This is a genomic window from Bacillus sp. FSL K6-2841 (assembly GCF_037976435.1).
GTDB lineage: Bacteria > Bacillota > Bacilli > Bacillales > Bacillaceae > Bacillus > Bacillus pumilus.
The window spans coordinates 1,469,143-1,481,885 of the sequence record NZ_CP150266.1; the positions used below are offsets into that span (position 1 = coordinate 1,469,143).

At 41.3% G+C, this 12,743-nt stretch carries 12 protein-coding genes; 11 read left to right on the plus strand and 1 reads right to left on the minus strand.

Annotated features, from left to right (window positions below; all coding sequences use genetic code 11):
- Positions 1 to 160: 160 nt before the first annotated feature.
- The 3 genes from MHH68_RS07320 (at position 161) to gerR (ending at position 1,552) form a co-directional block, all read left to right on the plus strand.
- Entirely contained in the window at positions 161 to 679 is a 519-nt protein-coding gene (locus MHH68_RS07320; protein ID WP_003210956.1) for a DUF177 domain-containing protein, read from the plus strand.
- A 21-nt stretch (positions 680 to 700) separates the two neighbouring features.
- Complete coding sequence (gene rpmF, locus MHH68_RS07325) at positions 701 to 874, plus strand: 50S ribosomal protein L32 (protein WP_008354700.1); 174 nt, start codon at positions 701 to 703, stop codon at positions 872 to 874.
- A gap of 138 nt (positions 875 to 1,012) precedes the next feature.
- On the plus strand, positions 1,013 to 1,552 hold the full coding sequence (gene gerR / locus MHH68_RS07330) for a sporulation-specific transcriptional regulator GerR (RefSeq protein ID WP_058014059.1): 540 nt from the start codon (positions 1,013 to 1,015) through the stop codon (positions 1,550 to 1,552).
- A gap of 46 nt (positions 1,553 to 1,598) precedes the next feature.
- Here the strand turns inward: gerR and MHH68_RS07335 are convergent, their stop codons facing one another.
- Positions 1,599 to 2,078 (minus strand): N-acetyltransferase, encoded by a 480-nt coding sequence (locus MHH68_RS07335; RefSeq protein ID WP_003211702.1) that lies wholly within the window; start codon positions 2,076 to 2,078, stop codon positions 1,599 to 1,601.
- 209 nt (positions 2,079 to 2,287) lie between these two features.
- On the opposite strand from MHH68_RS07335, the gene MHH68_RS07340 reads away from it, so the two are divergent.
- From MHH68_RS07340 to MHH68_RS07375, 8 genes are all read left to right on the plus strand, one after another.
- Positions 2,288 to 3,187: a 2-dehydropantoate 2-reductase gene (locus MHH68_RS07340; protein ID WP_058014058.1), complete on the plus strand. Its 900-nt coding sequence runs from the start codon at positions 2,288 to 2,290 to the stop codon at positions 3,185 to 3,187.
- 65 nt (positions 3,188 to 3,252) lie between these two features.
- Entirely contained in the window at positions 3,253 to 4,872 is a 1,620-nt protein-coding gene (gene bshC, locus MHH68_RS07345; protein WP_339165677.1) for a bacillithiol biosynthesis cysteine-adding enzyme BshC, read from the plus strand.
- Between the two features lie 128 nt (positions 4,873 to 5,000).
- Positions 5,001 to 5,432 (plus strand): division/cell wall cluster transcriptional repressor MraZ, encoded by a 432-nt coding sequence (gene mraZ, locus MHH68_RS07350; protein WP_003211163.1) that lies wholly within the window; start codon positions 5,001 to 5,003, stop codon positions 5,430 to 5,432.
- A 66-nt stretch (positions 5,433 to 5,498) separates the two neighbouring features.
- The gene (rsmH, locus tag MHH68_RS07355; RefSeq protein ID WP_058014055.1) at positions 5,499 to 6,431 is read left to right on the plus strand and encodes a 16S rRNA (cytosine(1402)-N(4))-methyltransferase RsmH; all 933 of its coding nucleotides are present in this window, start codon (positions 5,499 to 5,501) and stop codon (positions 6,429 to 6,431) included.
- Positions 6,432 to 6,468: 37 nt separating this feature from the next.
- On the plus strand, positions 6,469 to 6,816 hold the full coding sequence (ftsL, locus tag MHH68_RS07360; protein ID WP_012009864.1) for a cell division protein FtsL: 348 nt from the start codon (positions 6,469 to 6,471) through the stop codon (positions 6,814 to 6,816).
- A gap of 7 nt (positions 6,817 to 6,823) precedes the next feature.
- On the plus strand, positions 6,824 to 8,974 hold the full coding sequence (locus tag MHH68_RS07365) for a penicillin-binding protein (RefSeq protein WP_058014486.1): 2,151 nt from the start codon (positions 6,824 to 6,826) through the stop codon (positions 8,972 to 8,974).
- Between the two features lie 125 nt (positions 8,975 to 9,099).
- The gene (locus MHH68_RS07370; protein WP_058014054.1) at positions 9,100 to 11,019 is read left to right on the plus strand and encodes a stage V sporulation protein D; all 1,920 of its coding nucleotides are present in this window, start codon (positions 9,100 to 9,102) and stop codon (positions 11,017 to 11,019) included.
- A 212-nt stretch (positions 11,020 to 11,231) separates the two neighbouring features.
- On the plus strand, positions 11,232 to 12,707 hold the full coding sequence (locus MHH68_RS07375) for a UDP-N-acetylmuramoyl-L-alanyl-D-glutamate--2,6-diaminopimelate ligase (RefSeq protein WP_339165783.1): 1,476 nt from the start codon (positions 11,232 to 11,234) through the stop codon (positions 12,705 to 12,707).
- Positions 12,708 to 12,743 lie beyond the last annotated feature (36 nt).

Sequence of the window (12,743 nt, forward strand, 5' to 3'; positions counted from 1 at the left end):
TAGCATAAGGGAAAAATGAAGCCCATTTTTTTCAGTGTAGGCATTCCGAGAACTGATGTCAAACAACGCTCTGACATCACAAAGGACTGTAAAGAAAAAATATTGACAAATAACATGATGAAAGCTATAATCATGTTTGTTGCTCTTAGAGGTGATACAATTGAAATGGACAGTTTATCAGTTACATCAAAAAGCTAAAAACAGCTTCGATTTTCATGAGACGGTTGACTTAAATGAACTTACTAGCCTTCATTCAGATATACGTCGCATTTCACCGGTAGAGGTGAAAGGGACTGGAGTGATCGAATCAAAGCAAGTCGCATTTGATTTAACCATCACAGGTGAAATGACATTGCCTTGTTCAAGAACGCTTGTTGATGTAAATTATCCATTTGCGATTTCAACGAAAGAACTATTTGTACTTCATAAGACAGACGACATAGAAGATGAAGACGTTTCTATTGTAGAAGACGACATCATCGACTTAACGCCTTTAGTCAAGGAAGAAATTCTTCTTGAAGTGCCGATGCAAATCTTTTGCGACCAAACTGACGTAAAAGGTGCTGCACCACAAGAAGGGAATGACTGGGCAGTCATTTCGGAAGATGCACATCAAAACCGAATTGATCCGCGTCTGGAAGGCTTGAAGAAGCTCTTAGAAGAAAATAATGAATCTTAACTCTTTAAGGAGGTGGGAATAATGGCTGTACCTTTTAGAAGAACTTCTAAAATGAAAAAAAGATTGCGTCGTACGCATTTCAAACTACAAGTACCTGGTATGGTAGCTTGCCCAGAATGCGGTGAAATGAAAATTTCTCATCGTGTCTGCAAATCTTGCGGAACATACAAAGGCAAAGACGTAAAAAGCAACTAATGCTTAATAAAAAAACGTGAGGGAACCTTCCCTTACGTTTTTTTATTTGTCTATTTTTTAGGTTTCTCCCCTGCAAATAGTCTATCTACTCTAGTAGGCGCATATGATGTGGTATTCAGATTCAGGGGGGATGATCAATTGACGATTACAAGGCAGGACGCATGGACACAGGATGAAGATTTACTTTTAGCAGAAGTCGTTTTAAGGCACATTCGAGATGGAGGAACGCAGCTTTCCGCATTTGAGGAAGTCGGGAAAGCATTGTCAAGAACAGCGGCAGCATGTGGTTTCAGGTGGAACTCATACGTTAGAAAACAATATCAGGCAGGCATAGAGCTGGCAAAAAAACAGCGGAAAGAATTGCGTAAAAAAATAGGTATTCATTCCTCTGGTTTACCACAGCAAGCGTTAATCATAGAAGAAAAGACTTCTTCAAACCAGGCTGAATTGACCCTTCGAGAAGTGATTCAGTTTTTAGAGCAGCTTGAAAAAGAACCTGATGGACCCGCTCATTTACGCGAAGAACTGGCAGATGCACAGTATCAATTGAAGTCACTTACAGAAGAAAATGAACACTTAAAGCGGCAATTAAAAATGACAGAAGAAGATTACCGGGCACTCATAAGTATTGTTGAAAGAGTCAAACAGAATATTAGCTTAAAAGAATATGCTAAATAAAGAGACGCCCCTCACAGAGAAAGGAGGGGCGTTTTGTGATCAGCCTTTAAGCGGATTCACCTGTATTTTTTTGAATATGTGCGGGCTCCCAGATAAGTGGATTTTCACCCTTATCGCGCTCCATATCATATTTGACTGCTTCAAAGCCCATTTTATCCCAAAAACCGGCAGATTTGACACGCGGATTGGTCCGAATTGGCAATCCGAATGATTTAGCGAATTCAACAAGTGCTTCGCCGTACCCTTTGCGCTGATATCCAGGAAGCACTTCCAGCTTCCACAGCTCTAAATAATCATGGTTGTGGTTAAAATACGTAGTTGTTGAGCCGTCCACTTGATAAAGACTCATACGTGCCACTAGCTTATCTCCAAAATAAATCCCGTAAAATGGAGAGTTGCTGTCATTTTCAATCATATTGCTTTCAAGGTCTTCAAGCATGGATAGTTCTTGTATGCCATATTCCTTAAATTGTTTAAATTCCTCTAAAGTTTTGTAATTAATTAGAAGTCGTTTTACTTGTGCCATATGATCTTCCCCCTTACACACATAATGTCGACAGTGATGTCATTGAAGGCGTTTTCATCCCATCCGCCTCAAAAAGTTTTTACACTTATTATTATAGTTTTTAAATTAAAAAAATTCAATCATAGCGCGCCATCTGCTTTTTGCATCACGACATGAACCTGTTAAAATAGTTGATATCATGAAGTAAACGAAAAAGGGATGTGCGGAAGTTGAACATTGGAATCATTGGTGGCGGTGCGATTGGTCTGCTTTGTGCTAGTTATTTAACGCAGCATCATGACGTCACAGTCTTTACAAGAAGAAACGAACAGGCAGAAGAGATTCGAGCATTCGGCATTGAGCGAACAGGAAAAGGAGATACATGTCAGGCGACTGTTCATGCACAGACAGGAATAACAGGAGAATTTGATTTGCTCATCGTGACAGTGAAATATCATCATTTGCAAGATGTGCTGCGTGAACTATCGACATTACCTCCTCATCGTATCTTATTTTTACAGAACGGAATGGCTCACTTATTAGATTTGGAGAATTGGAAAACAGGACACTCATTATACATAGGTGTGGTAGAGCACGGAGCTATGAAGATGTCAGATCATGAAGTGAACCATACAGGTATCGGTGTCATCAAGTGGGGGGCATATCAGCATGAAGAAGCAGCAGATATAAAAAATGCATTGAATGAGACATCATCTCATTTTCAGATGATCTATACGGATGAATGGATAAAGGTGCTGGAGGAAAAACTGCTTGTCAATGTCTGTATCAATCCGCTCACGGCTTTGCTGCATGTGAGGAACGGGGAATTAATCGCAAACTCCTCATATGAACACATGATGAAATGTGCATTTGAAGAAGCAGTTTCCATCTTGAGCTTGTCTGAAAAAGAGCGGCTCTGGCCATATGTAGTTTCTATTTGTGAGAAAACCGCTGAGAATCAGTCCTCGATGCTTCAAGATATAGTGAAAGGCCGCCAAACCGAAAGAAAAGCCATCCTTGGTTATCTTTTAAAAAAGGCTCAAGCTCACGGCGTTGCGGCGCCACATCTCACTTTCTTTGATCGAAGCTTGGAAGTATTGGAAAAAAAGCAAACAAAATCTTTTGAGTGAGCTCGTTTACATGCTATACTTTTTTCGGGAAACTAACTATTTATTGAAGAAAGGAAGTTCTAAACATGCAATTGACTGAACTTTCCATCCGAAGTCAGAATTTATTCATACGTGATTATATAGAAGAAAAAAAAGAGATGACGACTTTTTTTGATTATGATATACATTCTGAGCACACATGGAAAAAGAGATACGACGATCTCATGGAAATGAGCTTCCCGCGCGAGGCTTTAGCGGATTATATGAGCGCATACCACGCAAAGTTTGAATCGGCAGCGATGCGCCAGAACATTGAAAAGATCCGTGATGAACGGAGTGTCATGGTGGTCGGAGGACAGCAGGCTGGTCTATTAACAGGACCGCTTTATACCATACATAAAATCATATCCATCATTCAGTTTGCAAAAGAAAAAGAAACAGAGCTTGGCGTCCCAGTGATTCCGGTCTTTTGGGTAGCCGGTGAGGATCATGACGTAGATGAAATTAATTTTGTGTACACATCTGGCGAAAAAGGGCCAGTGAAACAAAAGCTGTCATTACATAACGTCAAAAAAGCGGCTGCGAAAAGAATCCCGCTTGATCAAGAAAAAACCGAGACATGGCTCCGTGATGTGTTTTCAACGTATGAAGAATCTGCATACACCAATGACTTGCTTGATCAGCTTCTTCGATGTTTACGCAAATCACAAACGTTTACTGATTTCTTTGAATGGATTGTATGTGACCTCTTTGAAGAGGATGGACTGCTTTTACTTAATTCAGGTGACTTAGGTGTTAAACCACTCGAACGTGCGTTATTCAAGCACATTGTCGAGACAAATGATGCGGTTACTACTCGCTTAAATGAATCACAGGCTGCTATGAAACGAGCAGGATATCAGCCGATTATTGAAGCTGGTGACAATCAGGCGAATCTGTTTTACGAATATGATGAGGAACGTTTCCTGATTGAAAAAGAGAACGGCCGGTTTTCTATATCAGAAGTGGGGCTTACATGGACGAAGGAAGAGCTTTTGCAGGAAGTGGAGGAGCACCCAGAACGGTTTAGCAACAATGTGGTGACGCGTCCCTTGATGCAGGAAACCCTTCTCCCGACACTTGCCTTTATGGCAGGACACGGTGAGGTTAACTATTGGGGAGAGCTGAAAGGAATCTTTGAGCATTTTAAATTAAAGATGGCGCCTGTTCTTCCGAGGTTGCATGTGACCATTCTTGAAAGGCATATCGACAAGAAACTGCCAGTTAGAGAACTGTCGGTAGAAGAAGTGCTGACAAATGGAGTAAAAGAAAAGAAAGAAGCGCACTTTCAGCAAAGTCTTCCAGACAGCTTTGTTCAAGCGGTTCAACACGCCAAACGTGAATTAGCAAATGCTCATGGCGTGATGAGACAAGAAGCACTGGAGATTGAACCAAACTTCGAGCAGCTGCTAGATAAAAATGCCAAATTTATTGAAGACCAGCTTCAATTTGTTTATCAAAAGGTGGCGCAGCGTGTGGAAGAGAAGGAAGGGTATATCCTTCGGGACTTTGAACGAATTGAAAATAGTTTAAAACCACTAGATGCCCCGCAGGAAAGAATTTGGAATATCATGTACTTTTTAAACAAATATGGTCCAGAATTCTTCAAAACGTTCAAAAATCTGCCATTTTCATTTCAAAACAAGCAACAAATTGTCAAACTTTGAAATAAAGTTTTAATGAACCCTGACTAGTTCAGGGTTTTTTTTTATGTAGAAACAGTGTAGAATAAGTTTTGTGGAGAGAAGTGGTGGATAGTGGAGAGTATGGGTGAGAAAGTGGGGCTCTGATTATCATGTTCATGGGTGAATACCAACATACGATTGATACAAAAGGGCGCATGATCATCCCTGCTAAATTTAGAGACGGTCTCGGAGAACAATTTGTGCTGACGAGAGGGCTTGATCAATGTTTATTTGGCTACCCTATGAGTGAGTGGAAATTAATCGAAGAGAAACTCAAAGCACTACCGCTAACGAAAAAAGATGCACGTGCGTTTACACGGTTCTTCTTCTCTGGCGCAGTAGAATGCGATCTGGACAAGCAGGGGCGTATTAACATCGCATCAAACCTACTCCAATATGCAAAACTCGAAAAAGAATGTGTGGTCATCGGCGTTTCAAATCGAATTGAGTTGTGGAGTAAGTCGATCTGGGAACAATATACAGAAGAGCAAGAAGATTCTTTTGCTGAAATTGCTGAAAACATGATTGGATTTGATATATAATAATCCCTTGTGCAGCAAGCTTTCTACACATTCATTTCTATTTGAAAAAGGTGGGACCATAACATCATGTTTCAACATGAGACAGTATTATTAAAAGAAACAGTTGACGGTTTAAACGTAAAAGAAGACGGTACATATGTGGACTGCACGCTAGGCGGAGCAGGTCATAGCTCATATTTACTATCTCATTTATCAGAAAAAGGAACATTGATTGGATTTGACCAAGACGATGCTGCACTGGATCATGCACGAGAGAAGCTCGCAGATTTTAAAGCGAACATTCTTTTCATAAAAAGCAACTTCCGATATTTAAAAGAACGTCTGAATGAACAAGGTATTACGAGCGTAGACGGTGTGATTTTTGACCTTGGGGTATCATCTCCTCAGCTCGACACACCAGAGAGAGGCTTTAGTTATCACCATGATGCACCTCTTGACATGCGAATGGATCAATCAGCCGCATTGTCGGCAAAAAAAGTGGTGAATGAATGGCCATTTGAAGATCTAGTTCGGATTTTCTACAAATATGGGGAAGAAAAGTTCAGCAAGCAAATCGCACGCAAAATTGAAGAAGCAAGAAAAAAAGCGCCAATTGAAACAACGGGTGAGCTTGTCGACATTATCAAAGAAGGAATTCCGGCACCTGCAAGACGAACTGGCGGACATCCAGCGAAAAGAGTGTTTCAAGCGATCCGAATTGCCGTAAATGATGAATTGAAAGTATTTGAAGAAGCGCTAGAACAAGCAATAGAGTTACTCAATCCGAAGGGGAGAATTTCTGTCATTACATTCCATTCACTTGAAGACCGGATTTGTAAAAGTACATTTAGAGAAATGTCTTCTCTTCCAGAACTTCCGCACGGACTACCAGTGATTCCAGAAGGACTTGAACCAAAACTCAAGCTGATCACGAGAAAACCGATCGTTGCATCAGAACAAGAGCTGGAACATAACAACCGTGCCCGTTCAGCGAAGCTCCGAATTGCAGAAAAAAAGTAAAACGACACCATAGATGATGATAAAAAGGAGGTTTCTTATGAGTAATTTGGCTTATCAAAGAGAAGTGAAGCAACATCAAACAGAGCAGCAAGGCCAATCGGTTGTCATTAAAAGAAGAGGGTCTATCACGCTTGGTGAAAAAATCTTACTTGTCATGTTTGTTATGGCTCTTATGTGCAGCTCGATTCTCATCATTTCTAAAGCTTTTGCTGTCTATCATGCCAATATCGAAGTGCAGAAGCTAGAACAGCAAGTATCTTTAGAATCGAAGAAGATCACTGAGCTACAAAAGGAAAAAGACTTGCTGAGTGAACCAGAAAGAATCATTGAAGCTGCGAAAAAAGCAGGCTTAAGCATATCGAAAGATGTTAAGAAGGTCGATTAACATGGCGATGCCTAAAAAGAATAAAATGATGAACAGAGGCGCGGCAATTGCAAGTATTTGCTTCGCCCTGTTTTTCTTTATCATCCTAGCACGTTTTATTTATATTCAAATTACTGGAACAGTTGATGGACAAGTATTAGCTGCCAAGGCAAATGAACAATATCAATCGAAGAAAACACTTGAAGCCAAAAGAGGATCTATTTTAGACCGGAATGGAAATGTGATCGCTGAGGATACATCTGTGTATAAGCTCATTGCGGTCATGAGCAAGAAAATGACAGTGGACCCTAAGCATCCAATGCATGTCGTCGATAAAGAAAAGACGGCAAAAGAGCTCTCAAAAGTCATCGATATGAGTGAAAGCGAAATTTTAAAGCGTCTCAATACAAAAGATGCATTCCAAGTGGAGTTTGGGAAAGCGGGGAAGGATATCAGTTTTTCAACGAAGGAAAAAATTGAAAAGCTAAAGCTTCCAGGGATTGCATTTGAAAAAGACACGAAGCGATATTATCCAAACGGCATGTTTGCTTCTAACCTCATCGGTTATGCCAGGTTAAATGAAGCGACAAAGGACATGTCGGGTGCAATGGGACTTGAGAAGGCACTGAACAAATTTTTAAAAGAAAAAGACGGCTATGTGACATATAACAGTGACAGAAGCGGATGGGCTTTGCCGAATAGCAAAGAAGACATCGTCGCCCCGAAAGACGGGAAAAATGTCACGCTGACCATCGATCAGAAAATTCAAGCGTTTCTTGAAGAAAGTATGACGCAGGTTGCCAAAAAGTATAAGCCGAAGAAAATCATTGCCACAGTCGTTGATCCGAAGACTGGAAAGGTTCTCGCGATGGGGCAGCGGCCAAGCTTTAATTTAAATGAACTAGACATTACGAATTATAACAATGATGTGATTTCATATGCGTTTGAACCAGGTTCAACGATGAAGATTTTCACCCTTGCTGCGGCGATCCAAGAAGGAGTCTACCAAGGCAGTGAAAAATATCAATCTGGTACTTATAAAGTAGGCGGCGGCCTTGTGCGAGACCACAACAACGGAAACGGCTGGGGGAAAATTGACTTTCACCAAGGGGTTCTTCGCTCGTCAAATGTGGCCTTTGCAAAGCTGGCAAAAGAAAAGCTAGGCTTCACACGCTACGAACAATATTTGCAGAAGTTCCATTTCTATGACAAAACGGGGATTGACTTGCCGAACGAAGCGTCTAGCAAAATCAATTATAGATATGAATATGACAAAGCATCGACAGCTTATGGTCAAGCATCGGCCATCACACCGATTCAACAAATCGAAGCAGCCACAGCGATAGCAAACGGCGGAACGATGATGAAACCATATGTCATTGATCATATTACAGACCCGAACACAAACAAAACGATTTTGCAGCATGAACCAACAGCAGCAGGCAAACCGATTTCATCTGATACAGCGAAGCAAGTCCGCGACATTTTAGGTGAGGTTGTTTCCTCGAAAATTGGAACAGGCCAGCCTTATCAAATCAAAGGCTTTGACGTTGCTGGGAAAACAGGAACGGGACAAATTGGCGGTGCCGGCGGTTACCTCCAGGGAAGAAACGATTATGTCTTTTCATTTATGGGAATGGCGCCAAAAGATGATCCGAAGCTGCTTGTGTATGTGGCTGTTCAGCAGCCGCAGCTGTCTGAAACAGAAACGGGGTCAGCCCCGGTTTCTCAAATCTTTAACCCTGTCATGAAAAATAGTTTGCTATATTTAAATATTGCACCAACAAAAACAGACGATAAAAAATCAGGCGAACAAAAAGTGAAACAAGAAACGATGCCTTCATTCTTGGATTTAGAAGTGAAGCAGGCAGAAACAGAAGCCAAAAATAAACACTTAACGCCTGTTGTCATCGGCGACGGCCTCTCCATTAAACGCCAGTGGCCGAGTGCGGGCTCTGAATTCTCTGAAAGCCAGAAAGTCTTCTTAAAAACAGCAGGAAAAACCATTAAGATGCCTGATATGACAGGCTGGTCCAGAAGGGAAGTTCTTCAATATGCTTCGATTGCCGGTGTGCATATAGAAACAAATGGACAAGGATATGCTGTGAAACAAAGTGTCAAAAGTGGAGCGGAGATTTCAGACAAAGTCGTTACCGTGACATTTAAAAGCCCAAATTAACTTTAAACCTAGCAAATCACTTGCTAGGTTTTTTCTTTTGCTCCAGCAGAATATCACGGTGCGTTCTACAAAAGGACGGGCCTGCATATGATGAAAATAAGCCATATGTAAGGAGTGAACCGGGCGTGCGAGTGTCGAGTGTAACAGTGAGAAAACGATTGCTTTTCGTGCTGCTGTTTGGGGTGATCATTTTTTTCATCATAGATACTAGATTAGGATATGTGCAGTTTATTATGGGCGAGAAGCTAACAAGCTTAGCTAAAGATTCATGGAGCCGAAACCTTCCATTCGAACCGGAACGAGGAGATATTTTGGACCGGAATGGAGTAGAGCTTGCGACGAACAAAAGTGCTCCATCTATTTTGGTTGTACCTCGGCAAATTAAAGACCCTGCAGAAACAAGTAAGAAGTTGGCAGCAGTGTTGAATATGTCTGAAGAGAAAGCGTACAAGCACGTCACGAAGAAAACATCAATTGAACGAATTTCTCCTGAGGGCAGAAAGGTATCACATGAAAAAGCAAAAGAAGTAAGAGAGCTTGATTTAGAAGGTGTGTATGTAGCAGAAGACAGCATCAGACATTATCCGTTTGGCAGCTTTCTTTCACATGTACTGGGCTTCGCTGGAATCGATAATCAAGGCTTACTTGGACTTGAAGCCTACTATGACGATGACCTAAAAGGCGAAAAAGGCTCTGTGAAATTTTATTCTGATGCCAAGGGACAGAAAATGCCAGATGAAGCAGATGATTATACACCGCCTAAAGATGGTCTTGATATGAAGTTAACAGTTGATGCAAAAGTACAAACTATTATAGAGCGGGAATTAGACAACGCGCAGGCAAAGTATCATCCAGATGGTATGATTGCGATTGCGATGAATCCGAAAAATGGTGAAGTGCTGGGAATGTCAAGCAGACCAGATTTTGATCCAGCTGACTATCAATCAGTTGATCCAAAAGTGTTCAACCGAAATCTACCGGTGTGGAGCACATATGAGCCAGGTTCGACATTTAAAATTATTACACTTGCAGCAGCATTAGAAGAGAAGAAAGTTAATTTAAAACGCGATTCATTTTTTGACAGCGGATCTGTGACAGTTGATGGTGCAAGACTCAGGTGCTGGAAAAAAGGCGGACACGGATCACAGTCATTCTTGGAAGTAGTTCAAAATTCCTGTAACCCCGGCTTTGTAGAGCTAGGAGACCGTCTTGGTAAAGAAAAATTATTTTCCTATATCAAAAATTTCGGATTTGGCCAAAAAACTGGGATTGACCTTCAGGGGGAGGGGCGGGGAATTTTGTTCCCGCTTGATCGTGTAGGCCCTGTAGAGCAGGCGACCACCGCCTTTGGTCAAGGTGTTTCTGTTACACCGATTCAGCAAGTAGCTGCAGTAGCAGCTGCAGTAAATGGCGGGACACTTTACACGCCTTATATTGCAAAAGAATGGATAGATCCAATCACAAAAGAGGTCGTGAAAAAGCAATCGCCGATTGCCAAAAAGAAAGTGATATCAGCAGAAACATCTAAAGAAATCAGGTATGCACTTGAAAGTGTAGTCGCCCAAGGAACTGGCCGAAATGCATTTGTTGAAGGGTATCGGGTTGGCGGAAAAACAGGAACAGCACAGAAGGTAAAGGACGGAAAGTATATGGAGAATAACCACATTGTGTCGTTTATCGGATTTGCGCCTGCAGATGACCCGAGCATTGTAGTCTATGTAGCTGTGGATAACCCAAAAGGCACCATTCAATTTGGTGGTACCGTTGCCGCACCAATTGTTGGTCATATTATGCGGGATAGCCTGCCTGAGATGGGTGTGAAAAAAAGAAAAGGCCAAATTGAAAAGAAGTATCAGTGGCTGGACACAAAAACCATTGAAGTACCGAATCTTGTAGGAGGATCTGTTTCAGATCTTGAATCCCTCTTGATCAACCTAAAGATCGATGCCTCAGGAACTGGCAGTAAAGTAGTGAAGCAATCACCTGCTGCTGGGACAAAAGTCAAAGAAGGTTCCACGATCAGATTATACTTAAACGATGAATAATAAAGAATGAACAGAGGGTAGCCGCACTCATTTGGCTGCCTCTTTTTGTTGAAAGAGAAGGACAGTTTGAAAAAAAGAGTCCAAAGTGTGTTTTTTCCAACAGAAACTTAAGGAATACGCTGGATGTATCCTTTTTTTTACGATAAAATATAGACTGTGTGTTTTTTTCACAAGACATGCACGTGAACGAATTTGAGAGGTTTGATATGAAAATGAAATTACAAGAACTGCTTACATACTTTAAAAGTGAAAACAACGAATTGATAAACGAAAATCCTGATATCACTTCCATTGAAATGGATTCAAGAGAGGTGAAAGAGGGAAGCCTTTTTGTCTGTATAAAAGGCTATACAGTAGATGGACACGATTACGCAGAAAAAGCGGTGAAAAGCGGGGCTGCAGCCATTGTAGCAGAACACCCTCTTAACATAACAAATGTACCAGTCATTATTGTGAAACACTCTCAAAGAGCACTAGCAAGAATAGCTGATGCGTTTTATGAACAGCCCACTCATAAGCTGAATCTCATAGGGATCACAGGCACAAATGGAAAAACCTCAACAACACACATGATCGAACAAATGATGAGAAAAGCCGAGAAGAAAACAGGCTTAATCGGTACGATGTATATGAAGGTGAATGATGACATTCTCGACGTGAAAAACACCACACCTGAAAGTGTCACACTTCAGAAAACGTTTAAACAGATGCTTGATCAAGATGTAGACACAGCCATCATGGAAGTATCATCACATGCACTCCATCTTGGCAGAGTACATGGATGTGATTATGATATTGCGGTTTTCACAAACCTTACGCAGGACCATCTTGACTACCACAACACAATGGAAGAATATAAACATGCGAAAAGCTTGCTGTTTTCTCAGCTTGGAAGTGCCTTTCATCACAATAAACCGAAGCATGCGATTTTAAATGCAGATGATGAGGCTTCGAGTTATTTTGAAAAAGTCACAGCTGCTGAAGTCATGACGTATGCCTTAGAGCAAAAAGCGGATGTCATGGCAAAAAATATTCAAATCATGCCGAAGGGAACTCAGTTTGATCTGGTCACTCCAATCGGCACCAAAAAAGTGACGGTTGCCCTCGTCGGAAAGTTCAATGTGTATAATATCCTTGCAGCTGTATCAGTTGGCATCGTATCTGGCTTAACATTTGAGACGATCGTGAGTGCGATTGAAGAGCTGGAAGGAGTCAAAGGCAGATTTGAACTTGTAAACTGCGATCAAGACTTCCCTGTCATCGTCGATTACGCGCATACACCTGACAGCTTAGAAAATGTCCTCACAACATGTAGAGAATTAACAGAGGGGAAAATTTTCTGTGTAATTGGCTGCGGCGGCGACCGTGATAAAACAAAGCGTCCTCAGATGGCTCAAATCGCTGTGAAATATGCAGATGAACCTGTATTTACATCAGACAACCCAAGAAGCGAAGATCCTTCAGCCATTTTAAAAGATATGGAAAACGGGGTACCAGACGCATATTATCATAGCTTTGTGAATCGGAAACAAGCGATCTTCTTTGCCATTGCCAATGCGAAAAAAGGCGATACAGTCTTAATAGCGGGTAAAGGTCATGAGACCTATCAAATTATTGGCGATCAAGTCTATGACTTTGATGATGCAAAGGTTGCTGTTGACGCTATTTTAGATCTAAACAAATCTTAAAATGATGAAAAGAGTGTAATGAAATGAAGCATTTTG